Source organism: Myxococcus eversor, assembly GCF_010894455.1.
GTDB classification, from domain to species: Bacteria; Myxococcota; Myxococcia; order Myxococcales; family Myxococcaceae; genus Myxococcus; species Myxococcus eversor.
In genome coordinates, this window is record NZ_JAAIXY010000003.1 from 221937 (window position 1) to 241484 (window position 19548).

Annotated in this window: 16 protein-coding genes; 7 read left to right on the forward strand and 9 right to left on the reverse strand. The window is 68.2% G+C overall.

Going from position 1 to position 19548, the window contains the following annotated elements:
* Window positions 1-132: 132 nt before the first annotated feature.
* Complete coding sequence (locus G4D83_RS07720) at window positions 133-1239, forward strand: energy transducer TonB (protein ID WP_163864035.1); 1107 nt, start codon at window positions 133-135, stop codon at window positions 1237-1239.
* Here G4D83_RS07720 and G4D83_RS07725 read toward each other — a convergent pair.
* The 5 genes from G4D83_RS07725 to G4D83_RS07745 form a co-directional block, all read right to left on the reverse strand.
* Entirely contained in the window at window positions 1154-2689 is a 1536-nt protein-coding gene (locus tag G4D83_RS07725; protein ID WP_240356201.1) for an MXAN_6640 family putative metalloprotease, read from the reverse strand. The genes G4D83_RS07720 and G4D83_RS07725 overlap by 86 nt on opposite strands.
* Window positions 2686-3489 carry an HmuY family protein gene (locus tag G4D83_RS07730; protein ID WP_163864036.1) on the reverse strand — a complete coding sequence of 268 codons (804 nt, stop codon included), beginning with the start codon at window positions 3487-3489 and terminating at the stop codon, window positions 2686-2688. Before G4D83_RS07730 ends, G4D83_RS07725 begins: the two co-directional genes overlap by 4 nt.
* Before the next feature lie 151 nt (window positions 3490-3640).
* The gene (glgC, locus tag G4D83_RS07735) at window positions 3641-4888 is read right to left on the reverse strand and encodes a glucose-1-phosphate adenylyltransferase (protein WP_163864037.1); all 1248 of its coding nucleotides are present in this window, start codon (window positions 4886-4888) and stop codon (window positions 3641-3643) included.
* 110 nt (window positions 4889-4998) lie between these two features.
* On the reverse strand, window positions 4999-6573 hold the full coding sequence (locus G4D83_RS07740) for a tyrosinase family protein (protein WP_163864038.1): 1575 nt from the start codon (window positions 6571-6573) through the stop codon (window positions 4999-5001).
* Window positions 6570-7019, reverse strand: a complete 450-nt coding sequence (locus G4D83_RS07745; RefSeq protein WP_163864039.1) for a hypothetical protein — start codon at window positions 7017-7019, stop codon at window positions 6570-6572. Before G4D83_RS07745 ends, G4D83_RS07740 begins: the two co-directional genes overlap by 4 nt.
* 260 nt (window positions 7020-7279) lie before the next feature.
* Between G4D83_RS07745 and G4D83_RS07750 the strand changes: the two genes are divergently transcribed.
* From G4D83_RS07750 to G4D83_RS07760, 3 genes are all read left to right on the forward strand, one after another.
* On the forward strand, window positions 7280-9154 hold the full coding sequence (locus tag G4D83_RS07750; RefSeq protein WP_205522587.1) for a glycoside hydrolase family 2 protein: 1875 nt from the start codon (window positions 7280-7282) through the stop codon (window positions 9152-9154).
* 799 nt (window positions 9155-9953) lie between these two features.
* Window positions 9954-10259: a hypothetical protein gene (locus G4D83_RS07755; protein ID WP_163863860.1), complete on the forward strand. Its 306-nt coding sequence runs from the start codon at window positions 9954-9956 to the stop codon at window positions 10257-10259.
* A 195-nt stretch (window positions 10260-10454) separates the two neighbouring features.
* A complete protein-coding gene (locus G4D83_RS07760; protein ID WP_163864040.1) occupies window positions 10455-10871 on the forward strand; it encodes a hypothetical protein in 417 nt (138 codons plus the stop codon).
* 19 nt (window positions 10872-10890) lie between these two features.
* Here the strand turns inward: G4D83_RS07760 and G4D83_RS07765 are convergent, their stop codons facing one another.
* The gene (locus G4D83_RS07765) at window positions 10891-12255 is read right to left on the reverse strand and encodes a hypothetical protein (RefSeq protein ID WP_163864041.1); all 1365 of its coding nucleotides are present in this window, start codon (window positions 12253-12255) and stop codon (window positions 10891-10893) included.
* A 516-nt stretch (window positions 12256-12771) separates the two neighbouring features.
* Between G4D83_RS07765 and nagA the strand changes: the two genes are divergently transcribed.
* On the forward strand, window positions 12772-13935 hold the full coding sequence (gene nagA / locus G4D83_RS07770) for an N-acetylglucosamine-6-phosphate deacetylase (protein WP_163864042.1): 1164 nt from the start codon (window positions 12772-12774) through the stop codon (window positions 13933-13935).
* Between the two features lie 206 nt (window positions 13936-14141).
* Window positions 14142-16169, forward strand: coding sequence for a glycosyl hydrolase family 18 protein (locus tag G4D83_RS07775; protein ID WP_163864043.1), 2028 nt, complete (start codon window positions 14142-14144; stop codon window positions 16167-16169).
* A gap of 92 nt (window positions 16170-16261) precedes the next feature.
* Here G4D83_RS07775 and modC read toward each other — a convergent pair whose 3' ends face one another.
* The 3 genes from modC to modA form a co-directional block, all read right to left on the reverse strand.
* On the reverse strand, window positions 16262-17314 hold the full coding sequence (gene modC, locus G4D83_RS07780; RefSeq protein ID WP_240356202.1) for a molybdenum ABC transporter ATP-binding protein: 1053 nt from the start codon (window positions 17312-17314) through the stop codon (window positions 16262-16264).
* 76 nt (window positions 17315-17390) lie between these two features.
* Complete coding sequence (gene modB, locus G4D83_RS07785; RefSeq protein ID WP_163864045.1) at window positions 17391-18068, reverse strand: molybdate ABC transporter permease subunit; 678 nt, start codon at window positions 18066-18068, stop codon at window positions 17391-17393.
* Window positions 18065-18826, reverse strand: a complete 762-nt coding sequence (gene modA, locus G4D83_RS07790; protein ID WP_217911314.1) for a molybdate ABC transporter substrate-binding protein — start codon at window positions 18824-18826, stop codon at window positions 18065-18067. The genes modB and modA overlap by 4 nt, the downstream gene beginning before the upstream one ends.
* Window positions 18827-18944: 118 nt before the next feature.
* Here modA and G4D83_RS07795 point away from each other — a divergent pair, with 118 nt between their 5' ends.
* Complete coding sequence (locus G4D83_RS07795; protein WP_163864047.1) at window positions 18945-19457, forward strand: MarR family winged helix-turn-helix transcriptional regulator; 513 nt, start codon at window positions 18945-18947, stop codon at window positions 19455-19457.
* Window positions 19458-19548: the final 91 nt, after the last annotated feature.

Here is a 19548-nt window from a genome sequence, read left to right on the forward strand (position 1 = left end):
GCGAACTCCTCCCTGGGAAGGAGGGGCTGGACGCCCTGTCACACGTCTGACAGCGCCGTCCGGCCCGCAACCTTGGACACGCCTTGGGCAAGGCTTCTCCAGGCGCCTGGAGGTCCGCTAGCGTGCGCGGCGATGCGTCCTCTGCATGTCGTTCTCTGCGCCCTGCTGCTCGGGGCCACCGCCTGTGGCCACTCTGCCCGGGTTCCCTCGCTGCCCGCGAGCCATGGGCACCTGTCCCGCGCCATGGCGCACTACCTGGACCCGACCGTTGAGGGCCCCAAGCTCTCCGGCCCCACCGGAAGCCCGCCCGGAGACTCCTCGCCGACCATCGAGGTGGAGCCCGAGCAGGCCCCCAGCGTCTTCGCGGAAGCGGTCCAGGCGCTGTCTGGGACGCCCACCCAGGAGCAGCTCCGCCAGGCCTCCGCGGACATCGGCGCGGCATGCAGGGCGGACCTGAATGAAGCGTGCGACTACATGCGTACACGGTTCCAGCGGCCCAAGCGTATCGCGGGCCAGGCCCCTTTGTTTCCGCCGGAAGCCATGCTCAACAGGGCCATGGCCATCGTCGTCCTCACATCCCGCCTGGGCGTGGATGGCCAGGTCCGGAACATCCGGGTGCTGGAGTCCGCGCCGTATGGGCTCACGGAGGCCATGGTCGCCTCGGTGCGGACGATGCGGTTCGAGCCGGCGAAGCTGGCGGGCCACCCCGTCGAGATGGAGTACGTCTTCCAATTCAACACGACGTTCAGCGACGTGACGCTCACGGCACAAGAGGAGCTGGACTGGGCGCGGACCCGGACCGAGCTGTTTCCAACCAGTTCGGCGGCCTGGGTGCATCTGGCCCGAGTGCTCGCACGGGACAAGCCCGAGGACGCCGGGTACACCCAAGCGTTGGCCCAGTTGAACCGCCTGTCGCCCGAGTACTGGTGGTCCGCGACAGAGCTGGCATGGCTGCATGCCCAGGCCGGCCGCTACGTCGAGGCCGAGCCGCTCACGCGCGTGGCGAAGAAGTCCGCGCCCGACAATCCCTATGTGCTGGAGACGGTGGCACGGGTGGCATTCCACCGTGGCCGCTGCTCGGACTCACTGCTCGACCAGCAGCAGGCCATCGCGAAGCTCCCGTCCGAGTGGCCCCAGGAGGAACAGGCGCGCTTCAAGAGCGCGCTGGCGGAGTACCAGCGCCAGTGCCCGTCGGATGCGCCCGCGCCGGCACCCGCGCCCGCTTCGGCCGTGCACTGAGCGCCAGCAAAGCCAGCACCAGCGCCACCCATCCCAGGCCGCCCGGCGCCGCGCCGCAGCCCCCGTCATCGTCCTCGGGGTCCTTGGGGCCGGGCGTCACGTCGACACACGGCGCGCCCGTCGCATCCGCCGTGAGGCAGAGCGTCCCATAGCGGCCCACGCCCTCGTGGCGGCCATCCACCACCGCGATGATGACCTGGCTCGCATCCGACGCGGCCACCTTCGCGGACAGCGTGCCGGAGCCCTCCGCGCGCGACACGCGCAACACCTGCGTGTCCGTCACCGCCGCCACCAGCAGGTGCAGCATCGCGGGGTCCTCGCCGGCCTTGAGCGTGTACGTGGCCAGCACCTCCGCCGAACCACCGGGCACCTCGAAGTAGCGCGTCGACGCGGTCGTCACCCGGACATCCGCCTCCTGCGTGGGCAGCGTCCTGGCCGACGGCGCCAGCCCGTCATACCCGCCCCCTCGCGCATAGCCCTGGTCGACGCGCGCCCGCGCGCCCGTGGAGAGGTTCCACTGAGAGAACTCGGTGAAGGCGGTGTCGAAGTCCGCGCCCCACTCGCGACGCAGCACCGTGTCCAAGAGGACGTACCAGGGCGCCGTCGGCGACGCGAGGCTCTCCTGCCACAGCGCCAGGATGACCCGGTCTCCAAAGCGCTCGCCCAGGTACTGGAAGAACACCCCCGCGCCATAGCTGAATGACGCGGCCGGCCCCGTCGGGTCCAACACGAGGCCGCGGTCCGTCCGGGAGAGATACGACGAGGAGAACTGCTCCAGGTCATCGAGCGTCTCATCGAAGCGCTCGCTGGCCCACACCGCCGAGCCCTCCGACGCCACGCTGCCCAGGCCCGGCCGGTAGGCCGCCTGCACCGCGTGGAAGAACTCGTGGCTGGCCAGGATGCTCACCGCGGCTTCGAACGAAGGGTAGTCGTACCCCGCGAAGTCGTTCTCCTGGAGCATGTGCCCCACGCACTTCCGGTCCTCTTCCTCGCAGCCATCCAGCCGGAAGGCGCCATCCGCCCGGCCCGCGAAGTCCACGAGGTACACGTCGAACAACCCATCACCACCGTTGTCCTCGCCCACCGCCGCGTCGCTGCCCGGCAGGAGGAACCCCAGCCCGACGTAGAAATCCGCGACGCGCTCATAGGCCTGCCCGACGACCTCCGCCGCGTCGGGCACGCCATTGCCATCCGCGTCCGCCGGCGACACCGCGTTGAGCCCGACGCGCGAGAAGTGCACCCGGAAGCGCCCCTTCGGGGACACCACCGACTCCACCCGCTCGTCCGCGCCGAAGTTCGGCGGCACCGCCTGGGGTGAGGTGGGGCGCGCTCCCGCCTGCTGCCCCGCTCGCGCCTCGCCGAGCGACTCGGGAAGCTCATGCGGCTCCCGCGACGCCTGCACGGGGCCACATCCCAGGGGAAGAAGCAGGAGCCACGCCCCCAGTCTCATGGCAGGAACGCCCACTTGATGCGGATGGAGCCCGAGCCGCTCGGCTGCGGCACCGAGTGCGTCTCGTTGCAGACCTGCTGCGCGGACGGCTCGTAGTACCCCGTCACCTCCAGCTTCACGTGACGGCCGTCCGCCAGGCGGACGATGAAGATGCGGCCCGTCATCTCCACGCAGCTCTGGTACGTCCAGAAGCCGCCCAGCAGCGTCGCGGGGCCACCCAGGCCCGAGTCGTCGGGGATGAGCGTGCAGGACGCGTCGAACCACGCCTCCGTCTTGAACTCACCGGCGGCCGCGCTCTTCGACGTCACCGAGGCGAACGCCGTGCCCTCGGGCGTGTTCGCCACCGCGACGCAGGACGGACCGGACGTGCCGCTGTTGACGCGCATGGTGTAGCGACGCACCGCGATGTCCCAGTCCGTCGACGCGAGCGCCGCCTGGTCGTGAATCTGCACCTGCGTCAGCCCCGTCGGCGTGAAGCGCAGGTACGTATAGGACATCGTCGGCGTCAGGCCACCGGCGCGCGTGTCGATGAACGTGTGGAACTCACCCGCCGTCGTCCCCTCCTCGCGGACCTCGCCCGTGGAGACCGCGGACAGCAGGCTCAGCCGGTCGATGGTCTGCTCGGTGCACGTCACCTGGCTCGCCTCGCAAACCTCCGGCTCGGGCTCGGGCTCCGGGTCCTTCGGGTCGTCCTCGCCACAGCTCACCAGCAACGCCAGCGACATTCCCACGGCGACCAGCACCCACAGGCCCTGCTGTCCGGCGCGCTTCGGCAGCGCCTCCTCGGTATGGCTCATCATTCGCGTCTCCCTCTCAGTGGGCCCACTGCCCACTCGACAGGTCCAACACCCTACTTGATAACGATTCTCATTTTCAATATTAAAGATTCAACACTTGTCCCCAAGACTGGGGAGTTCCATGCCGTGGACGGCAGGCGCGGGCTGTGAGGCGTCACTCGAAGCGGTAGCCCTTGGGCACCACGACGATGCCGCCCTCGGTGACGGTGAAGCCGCGCGCCTTGTCCGCCTCCAGGTCGAAGCCCACCTTCGTGTTGGGCGGCACGCGCACGCCCTTGTCGATGATGGCGTTCTTCACCTGCGCGTGGCGGCCGATGTCCACCTCGTCGAAGATGACCGAGCGCTGCACGCTGGCGTAGCTGTTCACGCGCGCGCGGCGGAAGAGGATGCTCTCGCGCACCACGCCACCGGAGATGATGCAGCCACCGGCCACCATGGAGTTGAGCGCGCGCCCCACCCTGTCACCGGACTCGTGGACGAACTTGGCGGGCGGGCTGTACTCGCTGGCGGTGCGCAGCGGCCACTCGGCGTTGAAGATGTCGAACTCCGGGTTGATGGACACCAGGTCCATGGACGCCTCGTGGTACGCGTCCAGCGTCCCCACGTCGCGCCAGTAGGTGTTGGGACGCGTCTGCCCGGGGATGGGGTTCTTGGCGAAGTCGTACGTCTGGATGTGGTAGCCGTCGCGCAGCGCGCGCGGCAGCACGTCCTTGCCGAAGTCGTGCTGGGAGCCCTCCGTCTTGGCGTCCACTTCCAGCAGCTCCGCGAGCACCTTGCTGCGGAAGATGTAGTTGCCCATGCTGGCCAGCACGGTGTCGGGCCGGCCGGGGATGGGCTTGGGGTTCTTGGGCTTCTCCTGGAACTCCGTCACCCGGCCGCGCTCGTCCACCTGCATGACGCCGAAGCGGTGCGCATCCGCGAGGGGCGTGGGGTACGCGGCGATGGTGATGTCCGCGCGCTGGTCCTCGTGCAGCTCCAGCATGTGCGCCACGTTCATCTTGTAGATGTGGTCGCCGGAGAAGATGGCCATGTGCTCGGGGCGGTGGTTCTCCACCAGATGCATGTTCTGGTAGATGGCGTCCGCGGTGCCCCGGTACCAGACGGGCCCCAGCTCCTCGTACAGGTACATCTGCGCGGGCACGAGGGTGATGAAGTAGTCCGACAGCAGCACCGAGCCGAAGCGCCAGCCGCGCTGGATGTGCTCCGTCAGCGACTGCGCCTTGAACTGCGTCAGGACGTAGATGGAGTAGATGCCGGAGTTGATGAAGTTGTTGAGCGCGAAGTCGATGATGCGGAACTTCGAGCCGAAGGGCACCGCTGGCTTCGAGCGCCGCTGAGTGAGCGGAGACAACCGAGTTCCCTGGCCTCCGGCCAGCACCATGCCGAGGATGCGCGTACCCATGCTGAGTTGTACCCCTCCGTGGCCCTCAGTATAGGGCGCCACGGAGGGATGTCCGTTTTCACGGCGATGACGCACGAGAAGTCCTCGTGCGTCATGGACCGGCTCCGCGCCTACTTCACCTCGAGGTGGAACAGTCGCTTGCCCGTGGGCCCTGTCTGCTTCGCGTGGTTGGCGAGCACGCCGTCGCGGCCGCGAATCTCCACTTCATAGGTCGCGCCCTGGAGCAGCTTCTCCGGGAACGCGTGCAGCCCGAAGAAGGCCTGGACCTCCAGGTGCGTCTGGCAGTTGGCGCAGCCCGACACGTTCCAGCGGCTCAGCACGGCCCGGGTGCCCACGTGGTGGCGCTTTCCCCCGATGTTGGCGAAGGCGGAGACCAGGAAGGAGCCTCGGATGGGGGCGCGGTTGATGCCCGTGACATGGAGCGCCTGCGTGCCGCGCCCCGCTTTCAAGGTCATGCGTTCGAGCTCCGCCGGGTCCTCCAGCGAGCCCTTGCTGTAGGTGAAGCCGAGCTGCCGCTCGATGTTGATGCAGTCCAGCGAGGTGCAGTCGCGCTCCCGGCCCTGCTCCACCTGCTTGAACGGCGCGAGCGGAGACTCCAGGCCGAGCCACGAATTGGGGGCCACCCCGGGCGTGGCGCCCTGGCCGTCCACGGAGTTCGTGCCGGGGTATCCGGCGATGATATCCAAGTGGTCGGTGAAGCCTTGCCGCTTCTGCCAGAGCCAGAAAACGCGGTCCACGTTGCAGTGGTGGAAGAAGAAGATGGGGTCCAGCCCCGCCGTGTCGTTCTCGCCCATGTCCCCGTTGGCGCCATCAATCGGGGAGTAGTCCGTCGCGCCGGGATAATCGAAGCCGCCCACTGCCAGGTGGATGCTGTCGTGCGGTTCCTCCAGGGGAACCACGGGCTCGGTGCCCGGCCGCTCGCCATTCCATTGCGCCGCGGAGCTGTTGTTGGAGAACACCGTGTAGTTGGGAGCCTCCAGGCAGCTCTTGTACTTGTCCGCCACGTGGGTGGAGACGGGCTTGTCGTCGACGATGATGATGGAGTTCAGCCAGTTGACGACGTTGGCATTGAGCAGCTCCACGTTCTTGTCGTAGTCGGAGTAGCGCTTGTTGTGGAGCCGCGTCGCGGCCAGGTCTTCCTTGCTCCCCACCAGGCCCGACAAGGGATAGCGCACCGTCTCGTACCCCTTGGGCTTGCTGTAGCTCGGCTTGTCGTGGTCGATGTGGTCGACGATGGCCTGGTTGAAGACGAAGGAGCGCAGGGGGTTGGGAATCGACTCTCCGTCGAGTTCGAAGTCCTTCACCGTCAGCGCCCAGGGGATGCCCTTCTGGGTGGACTCCTCGCTCGTCTCATCCCAGTAGGGCAGCGTGACGTCCTCGCAGCCTGGAACTCCGCGCAGGGCCTCCTCCAGCTTCACCAGGTACATGCGATGCCAGGTGGGGAACAGGACGTTGCCGTGGTTGCAGTAGCCGCCCCAGTACGAGGCATTGCCCCAGCCGGCTCCACGGAAGGGCTCTCCATGAAAGCCTCCCAGCTTGAAGAAGGAGCGCGGGTCATCGGGCGGGAGCTCCTTGACGCCCTTCCAGGCGCGCATCAGGTCCTCCAGCGGCTTCTTGTTCCCTTGGGTGTACGCGTCTTGAAGCTCCTGGATGGACCTGCGGATCCTCAACGTCTGCGTCGTCATGATTCACCCTGCCTTCCCGTGAAGCCTGGGACAGCCACCTTCGTTGGACGGATGGAGAAGCCATTCAGCAGCGAGCCGAGGACCATCAGCGCCATGCCGAGGAACAACAGCCAGCGCACAGGTTCGAGCTGGCCCCGCGCGCCCACGATGACGGCGAGGCCCAGGAGACTGAGGACGAAGGGGCCGTATCCCCTGCGCGGCGCCTTCCTCCACAGGAGCAGCAGATGGACCCCGGAGAGCGCCAGCAGCGCGGGGAAGAGCCACTCCACGTAGGGCGTGCGCGCCAGCCAGACGCTCCCGAACATGCTGAAGTAGGCGGCCCAGCACATGGCGCACTTGGGAAAAAACGCCACCAGCACGCTCAAGAGGACGGTGAGGACTGAACGCGCTGTCGCCCCCGGCGGTGGCGCGGGACGGAGCGCTGCCTCGTCATCCGGCGTGGACATACGTCACCCTCATCCCGTGAGGCGTTGAGGCCTGGGCCCGACGTGTGTGACTCCACCCTCGGGAAGGACTTACGGGATGAGGGGTGGCCCCGACCTCGGGGACTCGGATGACGGACCCGCACCTGTGTTCGACAGGGGCGACCCTCCCTGCCTAGCCTGCGCCTCTCGCGACGCGTGCCGAGGCGTGGAGGACACGCTTGCAATCACGGAGCATGACAATGCTGGGACGGTGGCTCAAGCAACGATGCGGAGGGATGACCGTGATTGTCGGACTGGCGACGCAAGCCCTCGCGGGTGCACCTTCCCAGACACCCGCGCGGGTCGGCCCCGTGCTGGTCAACGTGGAGGCCCGTGCCGGACAGGATTTGTCGGGTGCATGGCATTGGTCCGTGGACCCGTACCGGGATGGGCTCGCGGGCTTCCATGGCGCGGAGGCCGGGCCCGGGCACCGGCGCTATGACGATGTGGATGTCGATGTCCTCACGCGCGCGAACCCCATGGCGCTCTATGAGTACGACATGCAGCGCTCGCCCGTCGTCCACCTGCCCGGCTCGTGGATCTCCCACGACGAGACGATGCGCTACTACGACGGCCTCGTCTGGTATCAGCGGACGTTCACCGCGACCAAGGCCCCGGGACAGCGGGCGTTCCTGCGCTTCGGCGCCGCCGACTACGTGGCGCGCGTGTATTTGAATGGCAAGCCCGTGGGAACGCACGAGGGAGGCTTCACGCCCTTCGCGTTCGAGGTGACGTCGCTTTTGCGCACGGGAGAGAACCAGGTGACGGTGGGCGTCGACTCCGTCCGCTCCAACGACACCGTGCCGCCCACCGTCACGGATTGGGAGACCTATGGCGGTATCACCCGGCCCGTGCGGCTGGTGCTGACACCCGCCACCTACATCGATGATGCGTGGGTGCGGCTGGGCGACGACGGACGGCTGCGCGCGACGGTGCGACTCCAGGGTGAAAAGGCCGGTGGCTCCGACGTGCGGGTGCACGTCCCCGCGCTCGCGTTGACGCTGAAGGGACGCACTGGCGCGGATGGGAGCTGGACGGGTGATGCGGTGGAGCCCTCGGCGCTGAAGCGCTGGAGTCCCGAGCAGCCCACGCTCTACGAGGTGGCGGTGGAGGCCGGTGAGGATCGGCTGGTGGACCGCATCGGCTTCCGGACGCTGGCGGTGAAGGGCCACGACATCCTGCTCAACGGCAAGCCGGTGTTCCTGCGCGGCATCAGCCTGCACGAAGAAGAGCTGGGCAAGCACCCCACGCGGGCCATGACTCCCGGCGCGGCGCGCGCGCTGCTCGGAGAGGTGAAGCACGGGCTCCATGGGAACTTCGTGCGGCTGGCCCACTATCCCCACGCGGAGGTGATGACTCGCATGGCGGATGAAATGGGGCTGCTCGTCTGGAGCGAGATTCCCGTCTACTGGCGCGTCAACTTCGCCCGGGGCGAGACGTTGGAGACGGCGCGGCGGATGCTCGCGGAGAACATCCTGAGGGACCGCAACCGCGCCTCCATCGCCTTCTGGAGCGTGGCCAACGAGACGCCGGTGAGCGACGCGCGCAATGCCTTCCTGGCGCGACTGGCGGCGGATGCCCGGGCGCTCGACGACACGCGACTGGTGACCGCGGCGCTGCTCATCGACCGTGTCCAGGAGAAGGGCCAGTCGGTGATGGTGGTGAAGGACCCGCTGGTGAGCCACCTCGACGTCGCGGCGGTGAACACCTACAACGGCTGGTACTCCGACGACGCGCTGGCGGACCTTCCGGGCATCGGCTGGCGCAACGACACGGGCAAGCCGCTCATCTTCTCCGAGTTCGGAGCCGACGCGCAGGCGGGATTCCATGAGCCTGGGTTGAAGCGGAAGTTCTCCGAGGAGTTCCAGGCCGAGTACCACCGGCAGACGCTCGCGATGAGCGAGAAGGTGCCCTCACTGCGCGGCCTGTCGCCCTGGGTGCTGAAGGATTTCCGCTCGCCGCGGAGACAACACCCCGTCTACCAGCAGGGGTGGAATCGCAAGGGGCTGCTCTCGGAGACGGGCCAGCGCAAGCTGGCCTTCGACGTCCTCGCCGAGCACTACCGCAAGTTGGAGGCACGACAGGCCCAGGCCGAACAGGCGCGCACCACGCCCTGACGCTGAAACGAGATGCTTTTGACCGAGGCCAGTGCCCATGAGCTCAGTCCTACAGCTGTAGTTCGCTCGGCGCCTCTCGGGTCCGGTAGTGACACTGCCTGGCAACGGCTTGGTATGGAAGGTTGGCCATGGCGCGCGCGGCAGCCAGGAAGACGTGTGCCACCAGGCACAACGTCATGTGTCGGTGCCGCGCAGTCCAGGTGCGCACCTCGTCGTCAGCCGAGGCGACTTCTTCCCTGATACAGGGGGGAGGGCGACTGCGCTCTCTCCCGAACGGCGACTATAGGATGAGAGCCGAACAAGAATCAGGATGGATGGGCCCGCTGCCTTGGGCGACTGCTCCAGTCTCAATTATTGTTAGCGATTCAGCCCCCCCTTCACCTGACACTGGCCCCTAGAACAAGTGCCAGGGAAGGTTGGAAAGGGAGGGGCCGTGATAAAAGTATACTTACATGGCGAGCCGTCCGCGAGAGTGACCGTCTTCGTCATCCTTCCCTGGGCGTCAGAACAACGAACATTGCTGCAAACCTCATAGTCCACCTTGTTGAAGTCTGGCTTGGCAGTCTGTCCGCTTCCACATGCTCTGTTCGCGGCTTGCTGCCACGCGGGGTCGACGAGTTCGTCTTCTGCGATGGCGGGGTAGGAGAGACCCAAGAAGAGGGTAGCGAGCAGCAATCGTCCTTTGAGCATGCGACGGATGCTATTCTGGTCGGCTGGTCATTTCCTATCGGAGAAGCAGGCTGGCGAGATGGTAGCGATGGCTTGTGCATCGCCGCCCGAGGGCCGCGCTCGATGGACGATGCGACTCCTTGCGCGGAATGCGGTGCGCAGGGGCATGGTGCCGTGGGTGCTGAAGGATTTCCGCTCGCCGCGGAGACAACGTCCCGTCTACCAGCAGGGGTGGAATCGCAAGGGGCTGCTCTCGGAGACGGGCCAGCGCAAGCAGGCCTTCGACGTCCTCGCCGAGCACTACCGCGAGTTGGAGGCACGACAGGCCCAGGCCGAGCAGGCGCGTCCCCCTGACCGCGCCCACGCTGTCGCGGTCCGTGTGCAGCGCGCTGCACACCTTGCGCATGAAGCCGCATCATCGCTCCTCGTGGCTTGATGGGGCATGAGGCTTGCTCTGCGTGCCCCTCGTGGCTGGCCGGCGCCACGTGTGGGTACGGACTTCATGAACAGGCATCTGTGTGGCTTCGTGGTGCTCGCTGCATTGGTTCTCTCACCGGGTGTCGTCAGCGCGAAACCCCGTCCCTTCGACTTCCCTGTGAGAGAACGTTCCGCGCGGCTGCGGGACACTCGCATGTCCCAGCGGTACGCCCTGCTGAGGTTCCACGGCGTTCGAGGACTCGACACCAGCACCAGCGACACCTCGGACGAGACCTCCACGTCTCCGGTAGCCCTGGGCCTGGCACTGGTCGTCGCCGGAGGTGGGCTCATCGGTGCCACCTACCTGTGCCTCAATGGCCATGACAGGTGCGGATACATGCTGCTCCTGGCCCCCCTGGCCGGGATTGTGGTCCTGGCGACGTTTGGCTCTGGCGACACGCAGCCGACATGCGACGAGTGGGACGACGACTGTGCCATCGAATCGGAGTGGACCCGGCGGCCGCGCGCAGCCGCGAGGATGCCCAGGAGCCTCACGCTTCCCCTGGGCCTCGCGCCCACGCTGAACGTCGTCCAGGACAGGGCCTCGTTCGGACTCGGCGGTCGCTTCTGACGCGAGGAGGCGCCGCGCGCTACTGGGGCCGCAGTCGCTGGATGGATTGCTTCGCGCTGAACGGCGTCGACGACGTATCGACGTCCACGTTCCCCGTGAGGGAGACCTCGCCCGTGGGGTGGTACGTCAGCTCCGATGCGACGCCGTGGAAGGGCCCGAGCCCCACGCCCCAGAGTCGACTTCCCGTCGGGGAGTAGAGCCCGAGGACTCCATCCGTTCCGCCGAACTGGACCTCGGGCGGCGGGCAGGTGGCGTCGCACGCGCCCAGCACCGCGATGCCAAGCGGGCCCGTGGAGACGTCCTTCACCCAGCCCCCGAGCAGCGTCATCCAGCGCTCCTCTCCGGTGAGCGAGTACACGGCGATGTTGCCACGTCCCCAGATGCCTCCCGGGTAGTCCTGTCCCTTGAAGCGCATGGTCCCCGAATAGCTGCCCACCGCGACGATGTCGTCCCCGAGCGCGGCGACGGAGTGGAAGCCGCCAGTGGCCTCGGGGTACTCGTGGAACCAGCGGTGCGGACCGTTCCGGGCGAACTTGGACACGAAGGCCACCCGGTCCGGACCGCGGTTGAAGACATAGCGCCACCCCACGACGACGATGCCATCGTCCGAGGAGGTCTTCAGGTCCATGACCTCCACGCGGTCGCCCTTGCCACCTATCGCGCGGTCGAAGACGTAGTCGCCATTCGCGTCGAACTTCGCGATGTAGCCCTGCCACCCTGGGACATCCAGCAGCCACCGGACACCACCACCCACGTTGCAGTTCAGGCCCACCTGCCCTCCGAGCCACACCGCGCCCTGCGAGTCGACCGCGACGGCGCGGATGCCCAGCTCGTCACACAGGGCGTTCTTCCACAGCAGCGTCCCCGCTGGAGAGAACTTCGCCACGAATGAGCGCTTGCCCAGCGCGCCATCGCCCAGGTCCATCGTCTCCGGTGCGTGGCCCGCCAGGAGGATGTTGTCGGAGGCATCCACCACCAGGTCCGGGAACGAATAGAAGTCGGATTCGGCCGGCTGGAGCTGCGCCACGGGCCACGCGAAGACCTTGCGCCAGAGTTCCTGCCCGGAGGGGTTCAGCTTGAGCAACTCCAGCGTGCGCTCGGAGCCGTTTCGCCAGTAGCTCGCCAGGGTGAGCACGTTGCCCGCGCTGTCCCGTGCGATGCGCGAGGAGCGCGTGTTGCCGCGATAGATGAGGCCCGGGTCCAGCACCTGCCACGCGCGCACGCTCGGCGGACCCACGGCCTCCTGGGATGCCATGGGGCGGCCCACGTCGTCTCCGTGCGTTTCGGGCGCCACGCCCTCCTCGGGTTGCCCGCAGCCCGAGAGCACCACCCAGCCCAGCAGGACCACACCGAGCGTGACTGTCTTCGTCCGCAATCTCCGCATCACCTGACTCCTCTTCCGTACACGGGGGCACAGCCCAGGCGCTTGCTCAACGAAAGCGCTCCACGGAGTTGTGAGGCACACGCCAGGAAACAACCCCCAGGCCTGGGTTCACACGGCGGGTTGTTCAATCCCAAGCGTCGCCGAGCGCTGAAGCATCACCAGACATGCTGGCCACGGAGGCACATGCGGATGCCTGCGGGCCACGCGCAGGCCCGCCGCCCCCTCAGCGGTCCCTCGATATCGAGAGGCCTCCGGATGCCGCTGTTCTCCGGCCTCGGTCCGCCTGTGTCTCCTGGCTCCAGTTCGTCGAAGCGTCGGCACGCGACCGTGCTCCCATCGAACGGTCCCCGTGAAGCCCTCCGCCACACCGGACAGGCGAGCAACCATTCTGTCCATCATGCGGACAGCACTGTGCGGCTCATGGTGGTATCCAGCGGATTCGACCCGAGGAGGAGTGATGTCGGTGGACACACACGAAGCCGAGCTCTTCGACCCGGGGGTGATGGAGACCCCGAGATGACGCAGGTCCTGCTGGGCGCCCGCGTATTCACCGGGGAGGGCGTTCTCGACGGGCACGCGGTGGTGCTGGACGACGAGCGCATCGTCGCGGTGGTCCCGCGTCAGGACGCCCCCGTGGGCATCACCCCGCGCACGCTGCCCTCGGACACCCTGCTCGCCCCTGGCTTCATCGACCTCCAGGTCAACGGCGCGGGCGGCGTCCTGTTCAACGAGTCCCCCACCGTCGACGCCGCGCTCGCCATCGCCGCGACGATGCGGCGCACGGGCACCACCGGCCTGCTCCCCACCTTCATCACCGACACACCCGACCTCACCACGCGCGCCTGCGCGGCCGCATCCGAGGCCATGGCCCGTCCCGGTGGCGGAGTGCTCGGCATCCACCTGGAAGGCCCCTTCATCAGCCCCGAGCGCCCCGGCGTTCACGCGCCGCGCTACATCCGCCAGCCGGAGCCGAGCGACCTCGAGTCCCTCACCGCGCTCGCGGCACAGCTGTCCTGCGCGGGCGGACGACTGCTGATGACGCTGGCGCCGGAGTGCGTGGAGGACGCCATCCTGCGACGCCTCAGTGACGCCGGCGCGGTCCTCTTCGCGGGCCACACCACGGCGAGCTTCGAGCGCGCCATGGAGTCCGTCGCGGCCGGCGTGCGCGGCTTCACCCACCTGTTCAACGCGATGCCTCCGGTGCTGGGCCGCCAACCCGGACCCGTCCAGGCGGGCTTCAGCGCGGACGAGGCGTGGTGCAGCGTCATCGTCGACGGCCACCACGTCCACCCCGCGAACCTTCGCCAGCTCTTGAAGGCCAAGCCCCCCGGCAAGGTGATTCTCGTCACGGACGCGATGCCACCCGTGGGAACCCAAGAGTCCACCTTCACCCTGTACGGCCTCACCATCCTGCGCCGGGACGGCCGGCTCGTGACGGAGGACGGAACGCTGGCGGGCGCGGACATCGATATGTCAGCGGCGGTGCGCAACTGCCTCCGCCTGCTCGGCCTCCCGCTGGAGGAAGCCCTGCGCATGGCGTCCCTCTACCCCGCCCAGGCGCTCGGGTTGGAGGGGCGACTGGGCAGGCTCGCCGCCGGATACCGCGCGGACCTCACCCTGCTGCGCGAGGACCTCTCCGTGCAGGCCACGTGGGTGGGTGGAAACGAACAGTGGCACTGAGGCCATACAGGCCTTGCTTCCGGTGAGCGCGTGTTCTTCCATCCACACCGTCCACCGCAAAGCCTCACACCGATTTCTCCTCGGAATGCCGCGAGGCATTAACCCGGAATAATAGGTCCAAGCCTCCTTCCTGGAAACGGGTTCCCGAGCCAACCACGCGTGGACGACGCGTGGTGCGCCCTGGGCTCGCACCGAGGAGAGCAAGCATGCGTCGCAGCAAGTGGTTCATTGGACTGATGGTGACAGCTCTGTCCGCTGGCGGTTGCGGGCAGGACGTTTCCTCCTCGCAGGGCGAGGGCCCTGGCAGCGTGATGAAGGCCCCGCTCGCCACGGAGTGGTCGGTGGGCGTCGCCTATTCGGTGGGCACGCAAGTCACCTACGGTGGTCGGCTCTACCAGTGCCGTCAGGCGCACACGTCGCAAGCGGACTGGACGCCTCCTGCCGTCGCGTCCCTGTGGTTGGACCTGGGGCCCGCGGGAGGCGGCGACACCACCGCGCCCACCGTCACGCTCAGTGCCAGCACCACGCGTATCACCGCGCCGGGCTCGCTCACGCTGACGGCCACGGCCACCGACAACGTGGGCGTATCCCGCGTGGAGCTCTTGGAGAACGGCGTCGTCGTCTCCACGGGCAACAGCTTCACGCGCAGCTTCTCCGGCTCCGCGCAGAACGGCACGTACAACTACATCTTCCGGGCCTTCGACGCGGCCGGCAACGTGGGCACGCGCGAGGTCCCCGTCACGGTGGCCATCACCATCCCCGGTGACACCACCGCGCCCACCGTCACGCTCACCGCCAGCGCCACGAACATCACCGCCGCGGGCTCCGTCACGCTGACGGCCACCGCCTCGGACAACGTGGGTGTGACGCGGGTGGAGCTCCTGGAGAACGGCACCGTCGTCTCCACGGGCAACAGCTTCACGCGCAGCTTCTCCAGCGCCGCGCAGAACGGCTCCTACAACTACATCTTCCGGGCCTTCGACGCGGCCGGCAACGTGGGGACTCGCGAGGTCCCTGTCACGGTGGCCATTCCCGGTGGCAACACGAGCAAGCGCATCGTGGGGTACTTCACCCAGTGGGGCATCTACGGCCGCAACTACCAGGTCTCGAACATCCCCGCGGCCAAGCTGACGCACATCAACTACGCGTTCTCCAACATCTCCGCGGATGGCAAGTGCGTCCTCGGTGACGTGTTCGCGGACATCGACAAGGGCGGCGGCTGGACGGGCGAGTGGGACCCCGGGCAGCTGCGCGGCAACTTCCGCGCCTTCAAGGAGCTGAAGCGGACGCAGACGCACCTCAAGGTCCTCATCTCCGTCGGCGGCTGGACGTGGTCGAAGTACTTCTCGCAGGTGGCGGCCACCGCGGCGTCCCGCACGGCGTTCGTGAAGTCCTGCGTCGACATGTTCATCAAGGGCCAGTACCCCGGCGTGGACCCGGTGAATGGCACCGGCGTCTTCGACGGCATCGACATCGACTGGGAGTACCCGGTGGGCGGCGGCCTGCCCGGCAACACCAACAACCCGGCGGACAAGCAGAACTACACGGCGCTGATGGCGGAGTTCCGCAGCCAGCTCAACGCGGTGACGGCGCAGACGGGCAAGCCGTACCTGCTCACCATCGCCACGGGCGCTTCGCCGGCCCTGCTCGCCAACCAGCAGGAGACGAAGAACCTGTCCAACATCCTCGATTGGATCAACGTGATGAGCTACGACTATCACGGCTCCTTCGAGAGCACGGTCAACTTCCACTCGGCGCTCAACCGCGTGACGAATGACCCGGGCGCGAGCACGGGCTTCTACACGGATGGCTCGGTGGCGAAGATGCTCGAGCTGGGCGTCGCGCCGAACAAGATTGTCGTCGGCGTTCCGTTCTACGGCCGTGGCTGGGGCGGCGTGCCGAACGTGAACAACGGCCTGTTCCAGAATGGCGTGCCCACGCGCGGCACCTGGGATGATGGCCAGTCCGGGCTGACGGGCGTGTTCGACTACAAGGACGTGAAGGCCAACTACGAGCGCGCCGGCTCCGGGTACTCCAAGTTCATCCACCCCGAGGCAAAGCAGGCCTACGTCTACAGCCCGTCCACCCAGGTGTGGATTGCGTATGACGACCCGCAGACGCTCCACTCGAAGTCGGACTACATCCTGAGCAAGAACCTGGGCGGCGCGATGTTCTGGGAGCTGAGCGGCGACGACGGCTCACTCCTCGACGTCCTCTACCAGCGCCTGCACTGAGCACGTGATGTGATTGCCCGCTTCCAGGGGATGGGACACCTTGTCCGGTGTCTCGTCACCCTGGGGGTGGGCAGCGGCACTGTCTTCGCGGCTCATCGCAGCCTGCGACACGCGGAGGTCTTCACCGCCAGGTGCACGCGGACTCCCGGAGCCACGCCCAGCTCACGCACCGAGGCCTCCGTGAGTCGCACCACCCACCGCGTTCCCGCGATGTCCACCGTGGCCGCGGCCTCCCCTGCCCCCACGCGCTCCACACCCACCACGTTGCCCGCGAGCACGTTGCGCGCTGACACTCCCGACAGCGGTCCCATGGACAGGAGGATGTCCTCGGCCGGCACCGCGTAGGCCGCGCGCGTGCCTGGCGGGAGTTCCGGCGCGTCGGGGACCCAGAGCGACAGACCCTCTGTCACTCGCAACCGGGTGCCACCCTCGGGCACTCGTTCCAGCGCGCCTTCGAGGATGTTCTCCTCGCCCTCGGCTTCAGAGGCCAGCAGTCCGCGTGCGGAGGCACCCAGCACCTCGGACGCGGGCCCCGCCGCGCGCACGCGCCCGTCTTCCAACAGCAGGGCTTCCTTCGCCAGCACCCGCGCCTCGCCAAGCTGGTGCGTCACGTAGAGCATCGGCACGCGTGCTTCGTCCCGCACGCGCAAGAGGTACGGCAGCACGCGCTCCTTCAGCGTCACGTCCAGCGCGGCCAGCGGCTCGTCGAGCAACAGCAGTGCCGGGTCCGTGGCCAGCGCTCGCGCCAACGCCACGCGCTGCTTCTCGCCGCCCGACAGCGTGGCCGGATAGCGGTGCAACATGGGCCCCAGTTCCAGCAGCGCCACGGCTTCGTCGACGCGCGACGGCCGGCCCGCGCGCGCGCCATAGCGCACGTTCTGTTCCGCTGTGAGGTGGGGAAAGAGCAGCGCGTCCTGCGGCACGTACCCCATGCGCCGAGCCTCCGGCGCCAGGTCCACGCGTGCCGCGCTGTCCAACAGCACGCGCCCTCCCACCACGACTCGCCCGCGCGCGCCGCGTCGAAGCCCCGCGAGCACCTCCAGCAGCGACGTCTTCCCCGAGCCCGAGCGGCCCATCACCGCCACCGACGCGCCCTCCAGCCGCACGTCCACCTCCAGCGCGAAGCGCGCCAGCGGCAAGCTCACGGACACCTCCAGGCTCAAGCGCGCACCCGCCGTCCCCGCCAACGCGTCAGCCCCAAGCTCACGGACACCTCCAGGCTCAAGCGCGCACCCGCCGTCCCCGCCAGCGCGTCAGCCCTTCCGTGGCGTACACCGCCACGAAGGCCAGCAACGCCGCGATGCCCGCCAACTGGAGCGCTCGCGCGTCCTGCCCCAACTGCGTGTGCTGGAAGATGGCGAGCGACAGCGTCTGCGTGCGTCCGGGAATGTTCCCCGCCACCAGCACCGTCGCGCCGAACTCGCCCAGCGCGCGGGAGAACGCCAGGAGCGCGCCCACCGCCACGCCGCGCCACGCCAGGGGCAGCGTCACCCGGAAGAACGCTCGCGCCGGCGTGTCCCCCAGCGTACGCGCCACCGCCACCAGCCTTGGGTCCACCTCCTCGAAGCCCGAACGCGCCGAGCGCACCAACAAGGGAAATGCCATCACCGCGCTGGCCAGCACCACCGCCCCAGGCGTGAAGACCACCTCCACGCCCACCGCATCCAGTATCCGCCCCAGCGGACCATTGCGGCCCAACAACTCCAGCAGCACCAGGCCCACCGCCGTCGGCGGCAGCACCAACGGCAGCGCGAGCACCGTGTCCACGAAGCCCCGCCCTGGTCCTCGCCAGCGCGCCAGCGCGTACGCCGCGGCCACTCCAGGCGGGAGGATGATGAGCGTGGCCACCACCGCCACCTTCACCGTGAACAGCACCAGCCCCGTCGTGTCGTCGGTCACTTCGCGGGCTTCCCCGCATCCGGCGCGAGCACGATGAAGCCATGTCGCCGGAAGGCCGCGCGCGCGGGCTCCGTCTGCAGGAAGCGCACGAAGGCCTTCCCCACCTCGGGTGCCTTGCCCTTCGTCAGCGCCGCCACCGGGTAGACGATGTGGGGCGCGTCCGCCTGGGGCACCTCGAACGCCACTCGCACCTTCTTCGACTGCGCCGCGTCTGTCGCATACACCACACCCGCGTCCACGCGGCCCGCCTCCACCGCCGACAGCGCGGCCCGCACATCCAGTGCTGGGATGACCTTGGACTCCAGGTCCTTCCACAGCCCCACCTTCTCCAGCCACGCCTTCGCGTACACCCCAGCGGGGACGATGGCCGGGTCCGCCAACACCAACCGCTTCAGTCCCTTCAGCGACTCGGGCCCGGCGAGCTTCCGCTTCGAGTCCACCGGCACCACCACCACCAACCGGTTGGACAGCAGGTCGGCTCGCGTCCCGGGTTGCACCAGACCCGCTTGCTGGACGGCCTCCATCCTCGCCACGTCCGCCGAGAGGAAGGCATCCGCGGGAGCCCCCGCAATCGCTTGACGCGCCAGGTCTCCGGACGAGCCTGGCGCCAACACCACCGAATGGCCGGTGGCCGCGGTGAAGGCGGGCTTCAACTCCTGGAGCACATCCGTGGTGCTCGCGGCGGCGAAGACGAGGCCTTCTTCCGCGCTCGCGAGCCCCGCCACGAGCATCAGGGACAGCACGCACAGCCTGGACATGGTACGCACTCCTGGACGCTCCTTTAGCTCCCCCCGATGGGGAGCGCATTGTCCGCACGGCTGCCCACGCCGTGACAACGGGTTGACCCGTGGGGCCCTGCCCGCTAAGCCATACTCCGTGTCACGGAATATCCACCCTAAAGAGGATGAGGACATCTCGGCGGACGTGCTGAAGCTCCAGCAGCTTCTGCTCGCGCTGGGCCGGCGCCGTTCGCTCCGTGACCCCATCGCCAGCACCTGCGAGCAGCTCCAGTTCACGGCCCCGCAGGTGCATGCGCTGCTCTGGCTTGGCCAGGATGGCTCGCTCACGATGGGCGAGCTTGCTCGCCGACTGGGCGTCACCGAGAAGACCGTCACCGGGCTCGTCGACCGGCTGGAGCGCGAGGGCCACCTGCAGCGCGAGCGCAGCGCGGCCGACCGTCGCGTGGTCCGCTGTCGCCTCACGCCCGAGGGCATGCAGACCTACCAGCGGCTCGAGCGCTTCATGACCCAGGGCATGGGCCAGTTGCTCTCCATCCTCGACGGCGTGGACCGCAAGGCGCTCTTCCGCATCCTGGAGAAGCTGCTGCGCCGCATCGACACGCTGGGGCCTCCGAGCGCCGCGACGACGGCCCGCGAGCGCTCGGCCTGAAGCCCGTGGAGCGGGCGAGCAAGGCCCGCTTCCTCGTGCCTTCTCTCCCGAGGCGCCCCACCTCAAGTGACACGCGGCGTCCTTCCGTGCC